Below are 23491 nucleotides of genomic sequence, written 5' to 3' on the forward strand. Positions count from 1 at the left end.
GGTAAGATCTGGTAATTCGGAACATGTACGTTTCAGATATGGTATGTGTCTGAATGAAAATTGTTCTAAATGTAAATCGAAAGAAGTTCAAACGATTTCAGCTCGTAAGGATTTTGTATGTAGTGAATGCGGAAAGGCTTTGCGTGAGTGTCCTCCTCCGGCACGTAGTAAAAATAAACTGATAATGATTATCGTTGCAGTGGTGGTGGTTGCGGCAGGTGTCATTGTGGGAATCAAATTGTGTGGTTCAAAGACTCCCGAAGTTACAACTCCTCCAACGGAGACTCCGAAGGGAGTAGATACGACAAACGTGGCAAATCCACAGCCGATAGATACGCCTGAGGTAGAAAAAAAGGAACCTGTGAAAGTGGATCCTCCGAAACCGATTACAGGACGGGGAACTGTAGACTTGGGTTATGGCATTTATACCGGTGAACTGAAGAACGGAGTTCCTCATGGACATGGAGTCATCAAGTATACACAAAAACATAAGATTGTCAGCTCCAAAGATTTTGTGGCCAATCCGGGTGATGAATTCGAAGCTGATTTCCGTGACGGACGTGTGAGCGGAAATATCGGTTATTGGTCTCACGATGGCAATAAAACTGCAATCAAACCCTGATGATGAAGAGGATAATCCTTTATGGGATCGTTTTGGCATTTACGATACAGGTAAATGCCAAAACTTCTTTCCGTACCGAACGGTTGAAGACAATTGCCGGTATGGTGAAACTTAATGTGCCTGACAATTTGGAGAAACATTTGACGATTGACAGTTTGGGCAGGTATAAGAACAAACCCGTAAAATTGAAAACCAACAGTTTCGGGGATGTATCTCATATTGGATATAAGCTTTTTAATGGCAGAACGGATGGGACTCATGATCCGATGATGCCTTTTTTTGATTTCATCGAGCGCTATTTCCTGGAGCTCGATTTGGAACTCGACGGGAAGAAGCCTGCGGAACGGATATTTCTGGATAAGGTAGAATGTATCCGTGGAAATATTGCTATGCGGCATAAGGTAACGGACCGGACGGGTTTCAGTATCAAGCATGTCGGACGACGTGCATATACCATTCAGTGGGTTCTTGATAAGGATACGTTGGAATTGTTTGTCCCGGCAGATTGCCAGCTGATTCTGGGAGCGAATGCTGTGGAACTGGAAACAATTTTTGAACGGGACCTTAAACGGGTGGTCCCTTCTGCTTTTGATTGTGACTGGGCAGAAGAAGACGTGTCTTTATCCGATGATGGACTTTCCGTTGCAAATCCGGGAAGTTATTTAAGCGATGAAATAAAGAGTGATCTTTATCTTCAAAAGAAAGAAGGCAAATGGGCCTTGATAACGGATGCGGAACATCCGATCGAGAGTATCAAAAACATCTTGTTGACAGGCTGCTTTACGCGTGATATAGCAATGGCTTTGACAATAGACCGTTACGGATATCGGAAGACGTCGCTGAGCATTACGCTGCAACAGTTTGTGGAATATTGCCGGCTGGATGGTTGTGTGCTGTATGTGGGTATAAAAACACATACCGCAGACAACGTTACAGCTACGATTTTTGCACTGAACAATGAATTAGGATATAATCACGTTTTGGCCGTTAATTTTCCTACTGGCATATTGTCCGGGAGGCAGAATTCAATCACCGGGACATCGTATGTCTATATTCCGTTGCAAAATGTGACAGAAGATTTTTTTATGCAAAAGATGAAAGAAAAGTAAAATGAAAAAGAGATTATTATTCATACCGTTATTATTGTTTTGTATAGGAATTCAGGCTGATGATACAGAAAGCGTAAAAAAACAGATTAACAGCATTAAAAAAGACAGTCAGTATATTTATGCGGATGTTACAGCTGGTTCTGTTGAAGATGCTAAAGAACTGGCGGAAGAAGCGCTGTATACGAATATCAATGAATGGTCGGCTAATCAAAAAAAGCTTGGCAAGAATGGGGCGTCGGATGCCCATAAGGAAAAGTGGACTACCATTGTGATACCCCGAGGAAACATGTTCCGTTCGTTTATGTATGTGCAGAAGCTTGATTTGTTGAAGGAAGGGAGTGCTGAAAGCCAGTCGGAGCTACCCAAGCAGGAGGTCGCTTCGGCTACACCGTCTGCATCGACATTTCCCGATGTTGTCATGGACATCGCTTCGTGTACGGAATATGCTGATCTGGCAGCCAAGATAACGAATCTGAAAGAAGCAGGAAAGATCAGCAAATATGGTCGTTATGCTTCGTTGGACAATCCGCAGGATTATTACCTGGCCATATATAACCGGGAAGGAAAAATTGTTGCCGTCTTATCAGCGGGCACTGATCGTGTCAATGTGCAGACAAAGCAGGCTGACAGTGAAAAGAATTATAAAGGATGTGGCGCTATTGGTTTTAAAATGACAAATTGAATAAAACAATGAAAAATAGAATCGTTTGTATATTGTTATTGGGATGGCTTAATGTGGTGATGTGCTGGGCTTCTGTAACAGTGACTCTTACCGTGGACGAAATGATGCCGGCTCCGGCCGCCTTAAAGACTGCGGAAAAGAATCTGTCGATTGTCCTGAGCGAGATCAACCGGGCTCAAAAGGCGAAGGAGATATTGGTTACCAAGCATTTGCCGATGGATGATTTTTCTTTGAAATCTCTTATAAACTTGTGGGCTGTGACTCCTTTTTATTGCGATGATAGCGAAGTCGTAGAGCGGTGCTGGGTGTTCAAGGATGGAACAATGATGGTCAGCCATATCCCCTTGATTATAACGCCGGAAGATGAGAACTTCGGTTTCGGAACTTATCAGGAGGCAGTCGTTGAATTTGATAAATACGGAAGGCTGACCGATTTCCGCTTTGCACTTGATGCACACATGGCGGAAAGCATGGAACGGTGTGGGTCGGTCGTTGAAAAAGAAACGCGGATGATTATTCTGCAATATGTAGAGCGTTTCCGTACAGCCTATAACAAAAAGGATATAGCGACGATTGAACAGATGTTCAGCGACGACGCTTTGATTATTACCGGAAAGGTGACAATGAGCAGAGCCAGCGAAATGCAGCCTGCAGTAGCGAAGGTTGAATATACGAAGCAGAACAAAGAGCAATATATACGTAACTTGAAATTGGCATTTGCCCGGAACAAATGGATTGACGTGAAATTCAGCCAGATAGGTGAAAATGGAGAAACGGGTGGATGCGGAGGTATCACACGTTCGAAAGTTGATCCGACGAAATATGGGGTACGCTTGCGTCAGGAATGGCGATCGAGTACCTATAGTGATGAAGGATACTTGTTCCTCTTGTGGGAGTTTCCTAAAGATGGGGGAGATCCTATCATTCATATCCGTACATGGCAACCTCAATGGGTCGGAGGAAAGGAGCAAAAACCCGATGATGATATTTCTACATTAGGAGCATTTGATTTGTAACCACGTAAACAGCACTATGAGTATGAAGAAAATCGTCTGTCTGTTATTGCTGTCAGTCGCACTTTGTGAAATGGCGTTGGCGCAATCTCAATACATCTCTTACAAGCCGTTGGAGAAGGAAAATAGGGAAGCTCAGTTGCTTGATATGGGGGGAATTCTGGTCTATTCCAAACGAGGCGATCTGGTCATTACACTTACTAATGTGAAAAATCCTATTATCAAACGAAACGGAGTGAATGAAGAAGGATTGTATGAATATGAGATTCTGATAGATCCTTCTGCGGAGACAAGTCAACCCAAACTGGAAATCAGTAAGCGTGGAGACATAAACCGCACAACGATTATGGCCAGTCTTCAGCCTAATTACTATAAAGCGTATCTGATTGAGGAAGTAGAAAAACCTATCCGCGTTGAGGACCAGACCAGGAGCCAGGATGTGATTCTGGATGAGAAACTGGCCGAAATAGAAATAGAAACTCCTTTGCAAGACTTGCAAGTGGCTTTCTCGGAGGCTTTGCATGCTGAAAAAGAAACGAAACGGAAGGAGAATGATAATAGCGTTTTTGTGACTACCATAAAGATTCCTGTGGCTAATCTGAAAGAAGCGGAAACAAAATTGGAAGAAGCGGTGAAAAAGCGCGATGAGCTTTATAATAAGATGCTTGATCCCTCAGCCAAAGTTTCAGAAGAAGAGGAGCAAATGTACGATAAGCTGGATAGAGAAGAGATACCGGCGTTGGAAGCTCTTGTGAAAGAAATGAATACGATAGAAGTTTTTGCACAGGGTACTAATCGTGTAAGCATTGATATCACAGGAATCGGGCCAAGAAGTAAGCGACGTTATGGAGTCATCGTACTAATAAAGAAAGAAATTGTTCATGTAACGGAATATGATGCAATGCTGGCAGAAGGTGTACGTCAGTGGAATAACCGCGACTATAAGGCTGCCAAAACGGCTTTTGTGAGTGCGTTGAATGCAAAAGATGCACCTGCTGACAAGTCATTGGTTCGAAGTAATATCGCAGACTGTGACTCTTGCTTGATTTATAATAAGTATACAAGTTACGCATTGAACCGTATGGCAGAACTAAAAAAACAGGGACATGCTACACAAGATGAAGTGAAAGAATATGCTTCATCTGCACTTGAATTCATACAGATCCTGAATAATTATAATCCGTGTGAGTTTTATACCAAGATTATTGATAAACTGGAAAAAATGATTGAAAACATTCCATTGGTTATCAAATTTACGGTGGCACAATGGGTGAGAGGCGCTACTGGTTTTCATCAGGGCGATGAAATGAAAGGAGTGGAAGTATGGGTTAATAACGGCTTAAGGCATCCGGAAAAGAAGGAATATCAGTCTGAAAGACGATTTAAGAAGTTGACAGAAGGTTCTGCATTCTACAGACGGATTGGTGAAACGGACGCACAAGGTACTATTGTGGTGGATTTGGACCGTAAAGCGTTGCCACGAGGCTTTTTCTTTCATTCAAAAGAAACTGGTAAAATCGAATATGTCAATATGAGTAAAATAACTCGTGACTCGAAAAATGATTATCAGATGAGACAATTTCGTGTAATGATGTACACTAAAGATTAAATATTTGTTTAACCTATTATTAAAAAACTAATTCAATGAACAAAACATTTATGGGTAAGGTCGTAATGCTTATTGCATTGCTGTTTGTAGGAAATCAAGTTTCAGCACAAAGTTTCCTGAATAAATTAAAGAAGGCTACTGATAAAGTGACAGAAACCGTTTCTTCTGTTACAGATACAGATTCATCCAATGAGGCTGCTCAAGCAGATACGGCTTCCGTGAAGGTGAAATGGGATAAACTTCCCGTATACCATGCAGAGATGGTATATTTGCTTGATCCGGTATCAGGAGATACGTTAAGAAATGAAGATGGAACTGTGCAATATGAGGTGGCTTTGAGAGATCAATTCGGTAATCGAAGAACACCTGAAACGATCAAAGCACAAAAAAAGGCTGTAAATGATGCGGTTGCCGCGATATTGGTTAAGGTAGGCGGTGGAGCTCTTATCGGTGGCTTGGCAAAAGGAGGAAAAGGTGCTGCTATCGGGGCCGGTGTAGGAGCTTTGGCAAGTGCTGGAGATATTGACCAGGCTGTGAAATGGAAAAAAGTGCTCAAACAGCAGGATAAGTTAATGGATGCTTATAGTGAACATTTTACAGATGAAGGGAAACCGAAGGACGCTTCAGTGGATCCGATGGCGATAGAAGATCTTTCTTTGGAGAATTCTCAGCCGACCAGTGCATCTACTGATAAAATTAAGGAAGAATTTGAAAAGGCTAAAGATTTTGAAGCCGAAGGAGATAGTGCGTGGAGTGATTTGATCGGATAGTCCTCCAGGAATAGCTGTTTTAAGGCTATGTTTTCTTATTGTATTGGGATGTGGTTCGGAGAACCGCATCCCTTTTTTGTTTTTAGATGAATGTTTATTTGATATGGTTTCGGAAGGATTCTTAGTATGGTGTTGTGTGGTAAGTTTTTGTGAGAAAAAGTTGATTTTATGATTTTATTTCTGTAAAATTAGATTATATTTGCAGATGACATTTTCGAATGTGTAAGAGGCTTATTGGAGAGGGAGAAGCCGGTTATAGAGAAGTCTTTGTATTGAAATCTTATAATTAATCCATTATGAAATACGCATTGTTTCTTTTATTCAGTTTATGCGCGTGCTTACAGGGAAGTGCACAGCAGGTAGAGTTCAAGACATTTATTTATACAAGCAATGACCTGGGGGAAGAAATAGCCAGGCATAGTGAATTGGTGAACAGAAAGGACAGAGGGTATCTGGGAGATTTGTTCAATGCAAGTAAAGAATCGTTGAAAGGAATCGCTTCGGGATATGTGACATCTTTTATCGACCTGGGCGTAAATGCCATCGGCAGTCTGCTGACCCGGAACGCACGGCTGAAGGAAGAGTGGGAAGAAACGGTGAAAGCCGAAAATATATACAAAACAAAGATCAGCACGGTGTCTGAAATCAATGATTTCTATAAGGAAGCTTCGTTCGAAGGGGCGATGGACCCGAAAGGCATGCGCTTTGACGGTATCGGTTGCCTGAGGCTGGAGGACAACGATACGGTCTTCTACCTGTCGTGCCATATCGATCGGAGTAAGATTGACCGGATTGTAAAGCATTCGAAATTTGAACTGGTGCTGGATACGCTGATCGTGAGTCCGACTCATTCGAACCTGCCCAACACGTATCTGGATCTGCCATATTCCTTTGCCGAACGCGACAACTTTACCTTGTCGATGAATATCAAGCTGATATCATCGTGGATGAATGAAATCGTACAACTGCAGAAGAACCAGGAACTGGGCGCATTTGTGCTGAATGTGCCGGTAGATCCGGAGGAGCTGGATGAGAAGGGCTTCCTGAGGTATGTGCGGAATCGGAATGATGAACCGGTCTACAAGATTGTGGGAGAGAGTTTTATCGTGCCACGTTCGTACATGGGGTATCGCGACAAAGACGACAATTATAAGAATATCTGGGGAACCGGCGAATACAAACTGGAAATCGAACTGAAGGAGACATGCGACGTGACCGAACAGTATCGGGAAAACTGGAAGAAGGATCGGAAACGCCGCAAGAAACTGATGGAGAAGGAAAGTATCTGGGAAAACGGCTGGCAGACGATTTCCAACCAACGCTGGGACGAGCTGGCACAGTCGTGGGTAATCACTACCCTGCAGGCACCGGCCGGAATTATCACCAAGGACGTGATTGACAAGCTGGGACTGGCACCGGAATAACGGATCGGAAAAAAGATAAGCTATGAAAAGAACCGCCTTGCAATGGATTATGGTAGCCGTCCTGCTTGTACTGGGGCAGGCGGTGCAGGCACAATCGGCCTATGACTGGATAGAAACCCATCGGAAGTGGATGAGCGAGCACTATCCGAAAGGGGAAGAACTGAGTAAGGAAGCGCTGCTGAAAGAAGCGGCTTTTGCCGTGCTGGACGGCCTGCGAGAACCGGAAGCCAAGGCTTTGTTGCGGGTGGCAGAGAAGTGGGTACCACAACTGGGAGCTTACCTGGACTGGCTGGAGAGCGGACAGGTAGACGAAAAGTATGCTATCTTACTGGGTACGTTGAAGGGGGTGGCTGATGCGGCGGAAGAGCAGCTGGGGCGGGAACACGTCGTGACCGGCTGGTGCAGGTATTTGTATCTCAGCCAGCTGGTGAATATGGAAGACGTAGTGAAACCGACGGACGAATTGATCGGGGTGTTGCAACAGGCCGTGAAGCAGAAGCCGGACCGTGAGACGAAGGCTTTGCTCTGCATCGTGAAATTGTCCCAGTTTACCAATAGGATGCGTAATAATCTGGTGGACGATCCGCGTGATTACGAGGACGTGTTGCGTACAGAACAGGAAGCGCTGGCCCTGTATCCGGCAGATGACAAGACGGTGGACCATACGCGGGCATTTCTTTATTTTACGTTGGCTCAGGTGAAATCGTCCATGTCGCAGGTGGACGAACTGAAGCTGGCACAAGAACGTGTGGGAGGTATAGAGAATACTCCCTACAAGTCTTTGGCGAACGGAACGATAAGTAATGTGGGCTTCTATTTTGAAAAGGCTGTCTTGCTGTACAGGCAGCTTTATTCGGAGGGGCATCCGGAGCTCGTCATGATACGCAGGTGTCAATTGAATTTTGAGATAAACAGTCAGTTGTTGAATGAGGAGTTGGAGGAGGCGTGTCGGACAGCCAAACTGTATGCGGATACTTATTATTCTTCGGAATCGTCTGAGAGCCTGTTGGCGCGGTTAGATTGGTGGATGGCCCGGTGGAAGAGTGGCATGAAGAACCACGATGCCATTTTCTGTTCGCAGATGGTTGAGGGATTCAAGCGGTATCTGGGAGAGGATAATTCGTATTATCTCAATATGCTGACAAATGTTGTTCTGATTGCGGTGTATGATTATCCGTTCGGAGCGGACCGACTGCTGGATGAATGGGACCAGACGGTGGAACGAGTCTATGCCGGCCAGCCCTTGAAAAGAGCTTATATGCTGTATGGATTGTATTCTTCGGTTAGGGATCGGCAGCCGGAAAAGGCGAAAGCCCGGTTGGAAGAAGCCTATGCCTTGTATAGGGAATATTATGACGGCAGTCTGTTGTCGATGATTTTTGGGAGGTTGATTGTCTGGGAAAGCTATACGGTGATAGGGGACATGAATCTTACTCAAGAGATACAGGCTTATGTCTGTGAAGCTGCGCGAGCTTGTTTTGGAAAAGAATCACCTGTCAGCTTGAATGAAGAACTGTTCCAGTTGATCGTATGTCAGAATGAGGTAGAGAAAGAAGAACAGGTGCGGGCTGCCTATCCGCAGTTGATTGAACGGATGAGAAAACAGGGGGCGGATTATCAAGTGGCTATGGCAAATTATGCGGAATTTCTGTTTGGCATCCGGGATTACAGGCTAGCAGAAGAACAGTATGCGCTGCTGGTGGAGAACGCTACGGAGGAGGATCCTTGTGCCCAACGGGCCAATTTCCTGTTGAGACTGGCCTATATCCGAGAGTTGATGAACAAAGATAGCAGGGACTGTGACCGCCTCTTTGAGGAGGGAAAGAAATTACTGGTCCGGGGAAAAGAAGAACCAGATGTCTGGATGGAGAATTATCAGACGGCTGCGCAGTACCTGATCGAAAGGGGACGGTATCAGGAAGCGGTCACTATACTGGATGAAGGCATCGACTTGTGTTTGGAACGGAATGGGGATAATATATATGACATGCAGTATCTGGGAATGTTCACCTTGAAAATTCAACTGATGTATAGTGGTTTGAACGAAATGGTCGAGGCCAAGCAGTTGATGGTGGAGCAGATGGAAAAAATGTTTCGGAATAAAGATGTGCCAGGATCGCTTCCTCTGTTGGATTATTTGTGGGGGTGCTATTATTTGGTAAAGGGAGAAAATGCTTACGACATGGTACAGAGAAACGAGTTCCTGATGCCTCTTTTGCAGGTATCTCAGATGCTATATGCACAGAATGGACAGGATCCTTTGTTCATGATGAATTATGTCACTCCATTGTTGATTGAATTTCTTGATATAGCAACGCAGTCCATGGTATGGACAAAGAATATGGACGTGGATGCTTTGCATGAAAATGATAGAGCTGTGTATGAAAAACAAATGAAGTACCTGAAAGGGATGTTTCCCAATGTGAAGGAGATATTCGGGCAATTGGAACAGATTTTTAGGGAACAGGATAAGAATTTCAGTAAGAACGTTACTTACAGAAATCTGGTGAGATCTCAGATTTTGTATTATCAGCATATGGAATACAACGAAGCGGAGAGAGACCGTTGCCTATTGGCATACCGGGAACTGGTGGAGCAACAGGAAACGGATGATTGGGATGCCTGGTTTGACTTAGGGGACTTGTATTGGGGAATGGACAAGAAACAGGAGGCAGTTCCTTTCTATGAAAAGGCGTATGAACAGTTGAATTCTTCGCCCAGAGTAACTGTGAATGATAAATTGAAAGGAATTGTGAGACTCTGTAACACGTATGTGGAAGAACGGAAATGGAAAGAAATGGTGGTACCGGCTCGGGCTTTTTATGCCAACGTGAAGGAGATGATGGACGGGAATTTCCAGCTGATGACAGAGAGCGAACAGAACAATTTTATGGATACTTATCGGGATCCGGCCATGTGGTTGACCTGTCTGTTGGAGCAGATGCCGGAAGAGTTGGCAGCGGAAGTATATGACGCCGTGCTGTACAGGACGGGGATGCAGCTGCGTTCGCAACGGCAAACGCGTATGGCCATCCTGGCTTCGAAGGACACGGCACTGATCCGGCTGGTAGAGCAGATGAACCGGCTGCAGCTGGAACGGAAGAATTTCAAGGTGGACTACGGAGTCTTGGGACTTGCATTCAATGAACAGATGCGGAGTATGGGACAGCTGAATTACGAGATAGATGCATTGGAGCGTCAGCTCATCGAACGGTCCGAGCCTTATCGCAGGCGATATGCAACGGAGGCCAGCTGGCACCAGATCAGGGAGAAACTGAAGAACGACGAGGCGGCCATTGAATTTGTCTTTTCGCGGGAATACATTATGGCACTTGTCCTGAAGAAGAACAGCCGGAAACCGATTCCTGTACGGTTGGGGAAAAACGAAGAGCTGATGAAGGGGTTGCAGGCATTGGATGCCAAGACGTCGGCACGGATGGCTGTCAAGTTGTATAACGAACGGGCATTGGACTTGTATGCCTTGCTGTGGGCGCCGTTGGAGCCGTATCTGAAGGGAGTCAGAACGGTGTACTATGCTACGCCGGGAATCCTGAACAACCTGTCGTTTGCTGCTTTTGCCACACCGGACGGGGGATACTTGATCGACAAGTATGATTTATGTCCGCTGACGACGACTGCCATGCTGCTGAGACCCCAAAGCGATGAACGGCCGCAGAGTGCACTGTTGATGGGAAATATCTTCTATTCGGAGAAACAGCGGTTGCTGGCAGGGACGACGAATGCAGAACAGGTGAGGGGAACAGTGGACGATTTCGGTATCGATGATTTTGAGGAGCGGGGAGTGAGCAAGGATCACTTCAAGTATCTGCCCTTTACGAACCGGGAGGTGGAAGACATAACGGCCGAATTGGGACGGAACAACTGGAACATGGAAGACATCACCGTAAAGAAAGGAATGGAGGCTAGCGAACAGGCATTGAAGGAACTTGCAGCAACCGGCCCGGCGGTAATCCACCTGGCTACACACGGATTTTTCGTGGCAAACCGCAAGCAGGCACTGGATATTCCTTTCTTCCAGAACCGGGAACCGGATTATGCGATGTACCGGGCCGGAGTGGCGCTGGCCAATGCGGAAGCAGCCTGGTGTGGAAAGGGAACGGATACCGGAGAAAATGATGGGATTCTGACTGCTGACGAGGTTTCCAGACTGAACCTGCAACATACGCAGCTGGTGGTGCTTTCGGCCTGTGAGACGGCACTGGGGAACTATTCGTATGAGGGTGTGTTCGGTTTGCCGCGTGGGTTCAAACAAGCTGGTGTCCGGTCGCTGCTGGTGAGTCTGTGGAGTGTCAACGATCATTCTACCTCGTTGCTGATGTCGGCGTTCTACCGCTACTGGTTGGAAGGCCTTTCGAAACGGGAGGCTTTGCGGAAGGCGACAGACGAAGTGCGGAAGGTATATCCGCAGCCTTTCTACTGGGCGCCGTTCGTCTTGCTGGACGCGAATTGATGTATAAAGATAGCTAACAATGATAAACATGAAAAAAAGATGGATCGTATGTCTGCTGGTTGGATTATCCATCTCGGCAGGGGCGCAGCAGGCCGGAATGTCCGGACCGATGGCGGACTATCGGAACGGTTGCCTGAAAATGCTGGAGGCCATGGAGGAAAAGGATAAATATGATCTGTATGAAGCCAAGGAATGGTTCGGACGGGTCAAGGTGAGTACCTGGCAGGATGTGGTGGCTGCAGATACAGGGGTGAAAGAGGCGGACAAAATGCCGGAAGTGTACTTTGATGCAGAATTTGCCGACTCGTTGCTGCGCCATAACTTTGATTTTGTGCCGCTGGACGAAATCAGCCTGATGAGAGAAGTGGATGGTGTGGGGGATGCTGATTTGCTGGTGATGAACAAGGCGGTGCCGGCTCACGGAACACTGGAGTTCAAGGCAATGGGGAGCGGGCAGTGCCAGCTGATGTTGCTTTCGGCCCAGGGAGCCGGACTGACACTGACGGTGGTGGAAACAGCTACCGGAAAAGAATATGCAGGAAAAGCGGAACCGGACGGTAGGGTAGCCTGGGTAGAATGGAATATGGGAGAAGAAGAAGGTGTCTTTCTGTTCCGGATTGAAAACAGGGCAGATCGGAAAGCTTCCTTTGTAGTTGCAGTAAATTGAGAAGGGTTTCTATGTGTAAATGGTGGTGGATAGGATTGTTGTGTTCGGTGCAGCTTCAGGCACAAAGCTGGATTGCGGATTTCAGGCAGGCGGACGAGGCACGGGCTAATGGCTTGTACAAGGAAGCTGTGGCACTCTATTCGCGTGTGATAGCTGCTACACCTGATCCGACGGCACGGATGGACTGTCTGAACAGCCGTGCGGGCTGTTATAAGCAACTGGCTGATTACAGGCAGGCTTTGGCTGACTATGGACAGGCGGAAGCATTGGCGGATACACCGGAGCTGAAAAATAGAATCCTGTTTAATAAGACTGGGGTGCTTTTGCAGACCGGACGTTATGAAGAAGTGGTGGATCTGCTGTCCGGTATGGAATTTGCGGAGGAACAGCAGGAGGGGAAGCGGCTTGCCAATCTGGCTGTGGCCTATGCTTATATGGGCGACTGGGAACAGGGCATCCGACTGTTGGAACAGGTGCCGGAGGATAGGTGCGGGAAGGAAACACAGGCTACGCTGCTGCAGAACAAAGGATTTATCAAGTGGGAAATGCATGACTACCGGGGGGCTTACGAGGACTTGAAAAAGGCGTCGCTTGCACTGCAGGGAGAACGTTATTACCTGACATTGGCCAATCTGGCAGTTGTTGAAGCGGAGCTAAGGCTTTATGAAGAGGCTTTGTGCCACATTGATTCGGTACTGGCGTGGCAGGGCGGACAACCGTCTATCGGTACCGGACATCCGGACTATATCATCTCGCTACGGAAGAAAGCGGAGATTTTGCTAAAGAAGGGAGAACGGGAGGAAGCGTTACGTTTGTTTCGCTCGTTCTATAAAGCGGAACTGGACTATGTGAAGCGGAATTTTGTCGGAATGACCGAACAGAACCGGCTGGACTTCTGGAAAAAGGAGAAACCGCTGCTATCGGAAATTTTTTCCTTGGGAGAGGCTTGTCCGGAATTCTTGTATGACGTGGCGTTGTTGCGAAGGCACATTGCTTTGCTGGACAGGAAAGCGGTTGCGGACAGAAAGTCGTTGGATGAGTTTTGCAGGATAGACTCCCGCCAGGTACGAAAGGCTTTGCGGCCGAAAGAAGTAGCGGTGGAGTTTGCCTGCTATAAAGATCTGTTGTCGGCAGACACGATGTATATTGCATTGGTGGCCAGCCGGGATCGGGTGCAGCATGTAGCGCTTGGAACCCGCAAGGATTTGCACGGCCATCGGGTAGGGAAAGTGACACTGGACAAGGCGGTTTGTACCGGAGCCCGTTATGTGGATCAGATTTATGAAGATACGGTGTTGGCCCAAAAAATCTGGCAGCCGATTGTGAAGCTTTTGCCTGCAGGGACTCAAACCCTTTATTTTGCTCCCGACGGGTTGTTTCAGATGTTGGGCATCGAATACCTGTCATTTGAGGATTTGAAGGGATTGGAGATGCGCAGACTGTCTTCGACGGCGCAGATTGTGTCCCGGCAAGTAGGGTCGGGAAAGAAAAACGGTGCGGAAGGTGTTCTGGTTATAGGAGGACTGGCATATAATGAATGTCTGCCGGAGCCGGATACGGTATCCGTATCTAACAGGATTGCGTATGACTACGTGATACGAAACTACGGTCGGCCTATGAACTTCGCTTATCTGAAAGGAGCAGGAATGGAGGCTGACAGCATTTCTGCTATACTGAAGACGGAAAGCATCGTAACAGCGGACGAAGCATGGTTGAAGCATCGATTAGGAGAAAGCCGTATTGCGCATCTGGCCACGCATGGGTATAGTCTGAAGGTGTCTTTGGACGAGCCGCTTTATTTTATGCGCGACAGCATACAGGAAGATCAGTCGTTGCTGGCAAGTGGGATCGCGTTGACAGGGGCTAACGTGGCAGGAAAAATGGAGCGGGCAGAGGATGGTTTGTTGTCGGCGAGAGAATTGTGTGACATGGACCTTACCGATACGGAACTGGTGGTATTGTCGGCTTGTCAGACGGCACAAGGAGTGGTGTCGGATGAAGGTCCGGCAGGACTGGTACGCGGATTGAAACGGGCCGGAGTGAAGACGGTCATTGCGACGTTGTGGTCGGTAGACGACAAGGCAACGGCACTGTTCATGAAGGCACTTTATGAAAACTGGAAAGTGAAAAAACAAGATCTGTATGTCGCATTCCGTCAGGCGCGGGAGGCATTGCGCAATTATAAGATTACCAAAAAGGTGGTGTTGCAGCGGAAAACACTCAGGCGGGTAGTAGTGGATTGCAGTAAGGATCCGATCTATCCGTACCGTTCTCCCTATTACTGGGCACCGTTTGTTCTGATCGATTAGAACTGTACCCCTATATGCATTACGCGGATCTGTACAGTATCTTTTTTCCTGTACAAATCCGCGTAATGTTTATAGAAGATATTGGATATCAGGCTTATTCCTTGGTACCTTTGAACTGTCGGAGCAGGTCTCTGCCGAAAAGAATCCAGCCTACGGAACCGACACCGGCCAGGAATACGAAGCCGATGAGGATCATGGCTTTGGAAGGCTTGGAGGCACGGAGGGGAACGGTAGCGGCCTGGACTACGGTGTAGACCGGCGTGTTCTCCTGTACCTTGGCTTTGGCGAGCTGGAGCTGCTGGGCAGTCTGGTTGTAGAGGTTGTAGGCCAGGTTCATCTCGTTCTGCAGGCGTTCCTGACGGGTCTGAACGCTGCGGAGCAGGATGTTCTGGTTCTTGTCTACATAGTCGGCATAGCGCTGTTGGGCATCGTAATATTTCTGCTGGGCTTCGTCGTAGAGCTTCTGTGTGAAGTCGAGGTCGTGACGGGCCTTGTTGGTACGGTAGTCAGTGATGTAATCCTGCAGCTTCTGCATGACTGTATCGGTGAGCGTGGCAGAAATGAGCGGATCCTGCATGGTGACGGCAATGGATACAGTGAGCGATTTCTTGTCCACACTTACGGCAATGCGGTCGTTGAGAGCTTTGACAATCTCGTTTTCCTTTTTGGTGAGCTGGAAGGGATTGACGGTCGCCGTGCTGTCAGCCTCTTCTTCGTCACCGGAGAAGAGGGAGACGGTCCAACCGATGCACTTGAACGGCAGGGATATCACAGCGCTCCACCAGGGAGAACGTTGATGTTCCTGAAGATAATCGTAGACAGTGGTCTGGAGTTCGCCGTCGGCATCGCGTACGGGTACGTCGAACAGTTCGGTTGTAAAGGCGACTGAAGAGACGATGTCCGGATAAAGGTCGGGTGAAAGTGCATCGGCGCTGCTTCCTGCATTCAAGTTGATGCCTGCCATGCCTGCCAGAGCGGACAGGCCACCCATTGAGCGGCTGCCACTGGTACTTTCGGGGGCGATGGTGACGTTGGTCGTGTACTCCTTGGGAATGCTAAAAGCTACGACCAGTCCGACTACAGCAGCTATGCCGCACCACTTCAGGACAAGCTTGCGGTCTGCCCACACTTTACGGGCCAGTTCGAGGAGGTCGATTTCCTGCTCCTCAACAGGGAGTTGTTTGTTATCTTGTTCCATATTTCTTTAATTGAGAATTGAGAATGGATATTTTAATTCTCCATTTTCCATTATTTAAATATGTTGTAGAGCGTAGCAGCCATTGTACCCAGAGAAGCGGCAGATGTACCGATAGAGAGCACTTCGGCAAGGCTTATCGGACGGCGTTCTTTCTTGCTGGGAACGATGATCTGGCATCCAGGTTCGATCTTGGCATTGCGCAGGCGTTTGACACGGCTGACAGTACCGTTCATATAGACAATGTAAGCACGTGTCTTCTTGGCAAGGCGACTGTAGCCACCGGCTTGATCGATGTAATGAGATACTCCTTTGCCGGCAATGTAGGCCACGGTATTGGGGAACTGTACTTCACCGCTGATCTTAACGGTGCTGATCTGACCAGGAATGTAGAGACGGTCGCCTTCGCGCAACACGATGTCATAGTTGCTGCCAGGATGGGCCAGTGCCTTGTCAAGTTCGATACCTACTACATAGGTGTCGGAAACATTAAGTTTGGCGAGCGAAACAGAGTCGCTACCTGCGCTCATGCGGGCCATGGCAATGGCGGCGTCGCGCTGGGCTATTTCTTCTTCGTTCATCTGACGGATGAGACGGCCACCGCGTACATAAGCAGAGGGGGTAAGACCACCGGCGCGCTTAACGAGGTCGGAGAGGCGTTCGTTCTTCTGCTGAAGAGTGTAACCGCCGGCGAAGACTACTTCACCACCAATGTTAACACGTCGTTGTTCCTGATAGCCGGGACTACGGCGAACTTCTACCATATCATAAGGGTAAAGGACAAAGCCGGGGGTACCGTCAACTACGAAACCGTCTTTCAGCGAAAAGGTGAAAGTTTCACTTAATCGAGTCGTTGCTTCAAGACTTTTAGGGTCTTTGAGGCGACGGGATATGTCAACACGGACTGTAGAAGCACCGTCTAGTAGGCCGCCTGCCTGTACGATGAGATCCTCGAGTGTCGTATTTTCGGCATACGGATAAACACCTGGGCGGGTTACCTCGCCATTGATGGTAAACGCTCCCTGAGCTTGCAGTTCGTGGATACTGGGAATAACCAGTACGTCTTCACGACGCAAAGGTATGTCGGGAGTGGTACCGTTGAGGAGTCCGGCCAGGTCGACAGCCAGTACTTCGTGCGTAAGATCTTCGCGTTCGCGGGTCAGGATGGCACGACCGGTAAAGGCGTCGCCTGTAAGTCCTTCAGCACGCTTGATGAGTTCTTTGACAGTCGTAAGACCACCACCCAGTTCGTACATGCCGGGACGATAGACGGCGCCACGGATTTCGACGCGATTGGCATAGCGGTCGAGAATAGCACCAACGGTGACGGAGTCGCCGTCAGCGAGATGCCAGGAAGCATATTGTTTTTCAGTGATGCTGTAGATTTGCTTTTCACTACCTGTGCGGCGGATGAGACGTACTTCCTTGCTATAAGCATCACCGGCAAATCCTCCGGCATAGTTGAGAAGGGCAGCCAGGCTTTCGTCCTTTTTCATTTCGTAGAACATGGGACGTTTCACGTTGCCACGGATGTCAACCAACATGTCATAAGGAGGAACAATGATGACGTCGCCTTCCTGCAGGCGGGTATCATCGGAGGTCTTTCCCTGAAGAATATAGTTGTAGACATCGATTTCGTCGATCTTCTTGCCGCCACGTATCAGACTGATGTTGCGCAGTGAGCCGATTTCGGAGATACCTCCTGCACGGTAGAGTGCATGGAACACAGTGGAGAAAGACGAGAGACGGTAGGTACCGGGGACGGCAACTTCACCCATGACGTTGACCTGAATGCTGCGAATTTGGCCAAGCGTGACACTGATCTGTGATTCATCGCCCGAGATACCAGCGTATTTGGAAGAAAGCATCTGGCGTATCTTACGGCTGGCATCCTCGATGGTCATGCCGCTAAGATAGATGGGACCGATCTGGCTGACCATGATATTACCTTCGGGTGTGATTTCCTGACGGATGGTAGTTTCGTTGGCTCCCCAAACGTCGATGATTACTTCGTCACCGGGGCCGAGGCGATAGTTGGCAGGTGTAGCCATGTTTTCGTTCGGCTCGAAGGTGAGTGCGCGGTTGCTGAATACGTTATGCCCGAAAATCGTCATCGTGGGAGGAACCGTGTCTTTAGGTGCAACGGAATCTTCCAAGAGGACAGAAAAACCGTTCATAAAGCCGGCGTTGGGATCATCGAACGAGCTGGGAAGAGATGAACGGGTACGTCGTTCCATATTGGCATCGCCTGTGACCATTTGTTCAGTACTTCCTTTGCTTGCTTCGTAACGCTGTTTGATACGTTCCATTTGAGCGCGGGTGACTCCACGGGACAACAGCTCACTTCCTATTTCCTGCTCTCCTTTTCCGGAGGCATAGGCTTCTTTGACATACTTTACCACCTGTTCGTCACTCATTTGAGCATGAACGGACAGAGAAATCAGCATACATGCAATAGCGAATAAAATGGATTTGCTGAAATGTTTCATCAATTTTTAGTTTAGTAAAATTATCAATCTTTATGCTTCGTTTTTGATATGGATTCTTGTTGCGTAAAACACCTTTCCGCTTGTATGACACTTCATTTCTTTTTTGCCAGACAGGTCTTTGCGGTCGCAAAGATACGAAGAATTGTCGGAATAAACGCTGGAAAGGGGGAGATTGTTTATAGTCAATCTGCTATTCTTTCTACATAGCCTACCGGAATTTCCACATGGGCACATCCCAGAAGGTCGATACGGATGACGACCTGATGTTTGCCGTTCAGGTTGACCAGCTCGCCCTCCAGACCGGTGAGGGGGCCTTTGATAACCCGGATCGGATCGCCCGGAGAGAGGGAGGAGGCGCTGAAGCAGACGGCCTCGGGACTGTAGTCGAGCATGAAGCGGAAGCGTTCCATTTGCTGATCGGGGATGACGGCCGGTGTATGCTGGCCACGCAGGACCATGTAGCGGCTGACCGCTGACAGGGTAAGGGGAACTGGACGTTCCTTGGGCGTGACGTGTACAAAAATCATTAGCGGAAGAACCAGTTTTTCCATTCGCTTGATGCGGTCGCTCCAGCGGCGTTCTACTGTCTGCACAGGAAGGTAGTGTTCGATGCCCATGGCGGTCAGGCGTTCGGCGGTCTTCTTTTCCATGCAGGACTTGACGTAAGCTACCAGCCACTGTTTCTGGGGAGCGGGAGGTGGGGTTATCATGGTGTTTTCTGTATCCGGATAAGCGTTCATTTCTTGTCTGATGGAATGATTCATTTTATTTGCGTACAAATGTAAAGAAAATATATGTTATAAGGCTCATTTAAATGAAAATAGTTTAGAATTTTCTTTTACGCTTGTCATACTTCTTTTTTCAGGATGTCTTCCATCTTGAGCAATTCGTCGCGATACTGTGCGGCCTGAAGGAAATCGAGATTCTTGGCGGCTTCCTGCATGAGGCGACGTGTGCGTTCGATGCTCTTCTGGAGCTGCTCGGGCGACATGTGGAGGGTGACCGGATCGGCCGCAACGAGGCGGGACGGTTCGGGCTCGACGTAGGGACGAGGAGCGGCGGAACGTTCGGCCGGTTCGGGGGTAGGAGAAGCAGAGGCTGCCAGCGGGTTGAGGTTGTGGGCCTTCCGAATCTGCTGGGGCGTGATGCCGTGTTCCCGGTTGTAACGAAGTTGCTTTTCGCGGCGGCGTTCAGTTTCTTCGATGGTCTGCCGCATGCTGTCGGTGATGTGGTCGGCATACATGATGACACGCCCGTTGACGTTGCGGGCTGCACGGCCGGCAGTCTGCGTAAGCGAACGGTGGGAGCGGAGGAAACCTTCCTTGTCGGCATCGAGGATGGCTACCAGTGACACTTCGGGTAGGTCGAGTCCCTCACGAAGGAGATTGACGCCGATGAGGACATCGTAGACGCCTTCGCGAAGGTCGGACATGATCTTGACACGTTCGAGGGTGTCGACATCACTGTGGATGTAGTTGCAGCGGATGTCGTGGTTGAGGAGGTATTCGGTCAGTTCTTCGGCCATGCGCTTGGTGAGGGTAGTGACAAGGGTACGCTCGCTCTGTTCGATGCGGAGCTGGATTTCTTCCATGAGGTCGTCGATCTGGTTGTGGGTGGGACGTACTTCGATGACGGGATCGAGCAGTCCGGTGGGGCGGATGACCTGTTCGACCACGATACCTTCGGAGCGTACCAACTCGTAGTCGGCGGGAGTGGCACTGACATAGATGACCTGACGGGCGAGGGCTTCGAACTCGTCGAAGGTGAGGGGGCGGTTGTCACGGGCGGCAGGCAGACGGAAACCATATTCGACCAGGTTCTCCTTACGGGCACGGTCTCCTCCATACATGGCCCGTATCTGGGGTACACTGACGTGGCTTTCGTCGATGACGATGAGATAGTCCTCGGGGAAAAAGTCGAGCAGGCAGTAAGGACGGGTACCTTCGGCACGGCCATCGAAGTAGCGTGAATAGTTTTCGATGCCGGAACAATGGCCCAGTTCGCGCAGCATTTCCATGTCGTAGGTGACCCGTTCGTAGATGCGTTTGGCCTCCAGCATACGGCCCTCTTTTTCGAAGAACTCGACCTGCTTATGGAGGTCGTCTTCGATTTCGTGGATGGCACGAAGCGTGTTCTCCTTGGTGGTCATGAAGAGGTTGGCCGGATAGATCTTATAACTGTCGAAAGTGCCGAGGGTGACACCACTGACGGGATCTACTTCCTCGATACTGTCTACTTCGTCGCCCCAGAAGACGACACGCAGGAGGTTGTCGCTGTAGGCCAGGAAGATGTCCACCGTATCGCCTTTGACACGGAAATTGCCACGGTTGAGATCGAGGTCGTTACGTTGATAGAGGCTGTCTACCAGGCGGCGCAGGAAGACGTTGCGGCTGAACATCTTGCCCCGGACAACGTCGATGCTGTTGTTGTAGAAATCGGCCGGATTGCCCATGCCGTAGATGCAGGATACGGAGGAGACGACAATCACGTCCTTTCGTCCGCTGAGCAGGGCAGAAGTGGCAGCCAGACGGAGCTTGTCGATTTCGTCGTTGATGGCCAGGTCTTTCTCGATATAGGTATCTGAAGAGGGAAGATAGGCTTCGGGTTGGTAGTAATCGTAGTAAGAGACATAATACTCGACGGCATTGTGAGGAAAGAATCCCTTGAACTCACTGTAGAGCTGAGCCGCCAGGGTTTTGTTGTGGCTCAGGATGAGTGTAGGCTTATTGATGTTGGCAATGACGTTGGCGATGGTAAATGTCTTTCCGGAGCCCGTAACGCCAAGCAAAGTCTGGGCGGGCAGTCCCTGCAGGATGCCGTCGGTGAGCTGGCGGATAGCTTCGGGCTGGTCGCCCGTGGGCTTGTAGTCGGATGTAAGCTGAAATTTGTTCAATGGTGTCAGGTTTTGGTTATGAATGCAAAGGTAGTGAAAAAATTTATTTCACCTTCCGGTAATAGGCATCGGCCTGCGCTAGCGTTTCGGGCTTGCCTACGTCGAACCAGCCTTCGGTATCGATGGGGTAGCACTGGATACGGGCCTGGCGGCAGATGTCGATGTAGAAAGGAATAATGGAAAATTTTCCATTCCACCTGTCGCTGCCCATATAATTGAAAATGGAGGGCGAAAGGACATGCACACAGCCGAAGGCGAGTTCGTTGTAACGGCCTTCGGTGTAGACGGTACCCGCAGGAAGGGTTTCTCTTGTCGACTTGTTGACCCATCCGCACAGGCGATTGTCTGTGTCAGCCAGGAGGTAGCGGGCGGTCTGTCGGTGGTTGGTCAGCAAGGTGGCATCGGCTCCGCTTTCCACGTGGTGCCGGTAGAAGGCGGCCAGGTCGATATGAGTCAGGATATCGGCGTTGTGGATGAGGAACGGTTCGCCGTCGTCCAGTAGGGGACGGGCTTTCAGGATGCCTCCACCCGTATCGAGCAGTTCGCCTCGTTCGTCACTGATGTGGATGCGGACGCCAAAGTTGTCGTTTGCTTTCAGAAAATCGAGAATCTGTTCGCCAAAGTGGTGGATATTGATGACGATGTCGTGGAAATCGGCTTCTTTCAGGCGCAGTATTACACGCTGGAGCATAGGCACACCGGCTACAGGTACCAGGGCTTTAGGCATGTGATCGGTAAGCGGACGGAGGCGGGTACCCAGTCCGGCGGCAAATATCATGGCTTTCATGTCAGTTGCGGGCTTTGAAGGTTTGTTCGATGTTCTGTTCGCGGTGCATCAGGTTGACCTGAACGCCAAACTTCTGGTTCAGGTGCTCGGCCAGATGCTGGGCCGAGTAGACGGAACGGTGCTGGCCGCCCGTGCAGCCGAAGCAGACAGAAAGGTTGGTGAAACCGCGTTCCATGTAGCGTTTGACAGAAGCGTCGACCAGACCGTAGACGTGCTCCAGGAAGGTCGTGATTTCACCATCGTCTTCGAGGAAGCGGATGACAGGTTCGTCCAGTCCCGTGAAGGGTTTGTAGCGTTCGTACTTGCCGGGGTTGTTTACGGCACGGCAGTCGAAGACAAAACCTCCGCCGTTGCCCGACGGATCTTCGGGAATGCCTTTCTTGTAGGCAAAGCTGGTGACTTTGACCACAAGACGGCGCTTTTGCAGGTCGTCGGTGAATTGCTTCAGTTCGGTCAGTTCGGTCAGCACCTGGCAGAGATAAGGATATTCGGGATAGGGCTCACGGAGCAGCTGGCGAAGGTTCTCGATGGCAAAGGGTACACTCTGGATGAAGTGGGGTTTCTTCTCGAAGTAGCCGCGGAAACCGTAGGCACCCAGTACCTGCATGGTGCGGAACAGCACGAAGTGGCGAAGCTGGGCCATGAAGTAGGCTTCGTCCACAGGCTGGTATTTGCGCAGGGCGTCGATGTACTCGCGGAGCAGTTCCTGGCGGAGGCTGTCGGGATAGTTGGCTTTTGCCTGCCACAAGAAGGAAGCCACGTCGTAGTAGACAGGACCCTTGCGTCCGCCCTGAAAGTCGATGAGCCACGGTTCACCATCCTTGATCATGACGTTGCGGCTCTGGAAGTCGCGGTACATGAAAGTGGCGGAACTGCTGCGGAGCAGGACGTCGGCCATTTTCTGGAAATCGTCCTCAAGGCGGTCTTCCTGGAAGTCAAGACCGGTGGCTTTCAGGAAACAATATTTGAAGTAGTTCAGGTCCCATAGGATGCTACGGCGATTGAACTCAGCCTGCGGATAGCAGTAGGAGAAATCCATGCCTTCGGCACCGGCAAACTGGACGGCGGGCAGGAGGCGGAGCGTCTTGCGTAGCAGTTGCTTCTCGTCCTCACCAAAGACGCTGGTCTTGCGTCCTTTTTCAATGGCGTTGAAGAGCAGCGTATCGCCCAGGTCTTCCTGAAGGTAATAAATGTCGTCGTCCGACTTGATGAACACTTGCGGAACAGGCAATCCCTGACGGCGGAAATGTTCGGCCATATAGAGGAAGGCGCGGTTTTCTTCCACACTTTCGCCGCTTACTCCGATGAGGCTGGGAGCGCCTTTCAGGCGGAAATAACGACGGTTGGATCCCGATGCGGGCATTTCTTCGATACTATCCGGTTCGTGGCCGGTATAGGCTGTATATAGCTTTTTCAGTTCTTCTGTAATCATAGATTTAGTCATTTTGGCA

At 49.2% G+C, this 23491-nt stretch carries 16 protein-coding genes; 10 read left to right on the forward strand and 6 right to left on the reverse strand.

All coding sequences use genetic code 11. From position 1 onward, the window contains the following. The first annotated feature begins 184 nt into the window (after window positions 1–184). The 10 genes from HF894_RS02120 (at window position 185) to HF894_RS02165 (ending at window position 14676) form a co-directional block, all read left to right on the forward strand. A complete protein-coding gene (locus HF894_RS02120) occupies window positions 185–622 on the forward strand; it encodes an MORN repeat-containing protein (RefSeq protein WP_204970926.1) in 438 nt (145 codons plus the stop codon). Continuing rightward, a complete protein-coding gene (locus tag HF894_RS02125; RefSeq protein ID WP_204970927.1) occupies window positions 622–1731 on the forward strand; it encodes a hypothetical protein in 1110 nt (369 codons plus the stop codon). Before HF894_RS02120 ends, HF894_RS02125 begins: the two co-directional genes overlap by 1 nt. Before the next feature lies 1 nt (window position 1732). Then, entirely contained in the window at window positions 1733–2413 is a 681-nt protein-coding gene (locus tag HF894_RS02130) for a hypothetical protein (protein ID WP_021847235.1), read from the forward strand. Window positions 2414–2421: 8 nt separating this feature from the next. Next, window positions 2422–3429, forward strand: a complete 1008-nt coding sequence (locus HF894_RS02135) for a hypothetical protein (RefSeq protein ID WP_021847236.1) — start codon at window positions 2422–2424, stop codon at window positions 3427–3429. A gap of 22 nt (window positions 3430–3451) precedes the next feature. Then, complete coding sequence (locus tag HF894_RS02140; RefSeq protein WP_021847237.1) at window positions 3452–5035, forward strand: hypothetical protein; 1584 nt, start codon at window positions 3452–3454, stop codon at window positions 5033–5035. Between the two features lie 35 nt (window positions 5036–5070). Beyond that, entirely contained in the window at window positions 5071–5805 is a 735-nt protein-coding gene (locus HF894_RS02145; protein ID WP_021847238.1) for a hypothetical protein, read from the forward strand. 296 nt (window positions 5806–6101) lie between these two features. After that, window positions 6102–7229 carry a hypothetical protein gene (locus tag HF894_RS02150; protein WP_204970928.1) on the forward strand — a complete coding sequence of 376 codons (1128 nt, stop codon included), beginning with the start codon at window positions 6102–6104 and terminating at the stop codon, window positions 7227–7229. Window positions 7230–7251: 22 nt separating this feature from the next. Continuing rightward, complete coding sequence (locus HF894_RS02155) at window positions 7252–11700, forward strand: CHAT domain-containing protein (protein ID WP_204970929.1); 4449 nt, start codon at window positions 7252–7254, stop codon at window positions 11698–11700. A gap of 28 nt (window positions 11701–11728) precedes the next feature. Then, window positions 11729–12367, forward strand: coding sequence for a hypothetical protein (locus HF894_RS02160; RefSeq protein WP_204970930.1), 639 nt, complete (start codon window positions 11729–11731; stop codon window positions 12365–12367). Window positions 12368–12378: 11 nt separating this feature from the next. After that, window positions 12379–14676: a CHAT domain-containing protein gene (locus HF894_RS02165; protein WP_204970931.1), complete on the forward strand. Its 2298-nt coding sequence runs from the start codon at window positions 12379–12381 to the stop codon at window positions 14674–14676. A gap of 94 nt (window positions 14677–14770) precedes the next feature. Here HF894_RS02165 and HF894_RS02170 read toward each other — a convergent pair whose 3' ends face one another. The 6 genes from HF894_RS02170 to HF894_RS02195 all read right to left on the reverse strand — a co-directional run bounded on the left by HF894_RS02170 (window position 14771) and on the right by HF894_RS02195 (window position 23472). After that, window positions 14771–15874: a Wzz/FepE/Etk N-terminal domain-containing protein gene (locus HF894_RS02170; RefSeq protein WP_204970932.1), complete on the reverse strand. Its 1104-nt coding sequence runs from the start codon at window positions 15872–15874 to the stop codon at window positions 14771–14773. Window positions 15875–15924: 50 nt separating this feature from the next. Beyond that, window positions 15925–18360 carry an SLBB domain-containing protein gene (locus tag HF894_RS02175; RefSeq protein ID WP_436627454.1) on the reverse strand — a complete coding sequence of 812 codons (2436 nt, stop codon included), beginning with the start codon at window positions 18358–18360 and terminating at the stop codon, window positions 15925–15927. 182 nt (window positions 18361–18542) lie between these two features. Then, entirely contained in the window at window positions 18543–19070 is a 528-nt protein-coding gene (locus HF894_RS02180) for a UpxY family transcription antiterminator (RefSeq protein WP_204971118.1), read from the reverse strand. A gap of 137 nt (window positions 19071–19207) precedes the next feature. Further along, window positions 19208–21253 carry an excinuclease ABC subunit UvrB gene (uvrB, locus tag HF894_RS02185; protein ID WP_204970934.1) on the reverse strand — a complete coding sequence of 682 codons (2046 nt, stop codon included), beginning with the start codon at window positions 21251–21253 and terminating at the stop codon, window positions 19208–19210. Window positions 21254–21296: 43 nt separating this feature from the next. After that, on the reverse strand, window positions 21297–22040 hold the full coding sequence (locus HF894_RS02190) for a nucleotidyltransferase family protein (protein WP_204970935.1): 744 nt from the start codon (window positions 22038–22040) through the stop codon (window positions 21297–21299). A 1-nt stretch (window position 22041) separates the two neighbouring features. Next, entirely contained in the window at window positions 22042–23472 is a 1431-nt protein-coding gene (locus tag HF894_RS02195; RefSeq protein ID WP_021847248.1) for a RapZ C-terminal domain-containing protein, read from the reverse strand. Between the last annotated feature and the right edge of the window lie 19 nt (window positions 23473–23491).

This window comes from Caecibacteroides pullorum, from assembly GCF_019239235.1.
Taxonomy (GTDB): Bacteria; Bacteroidota; Bacteroidia; order Bacteroidales; family Bacteroidaceae; genus Bacteroides; species Bacteroides pullorum.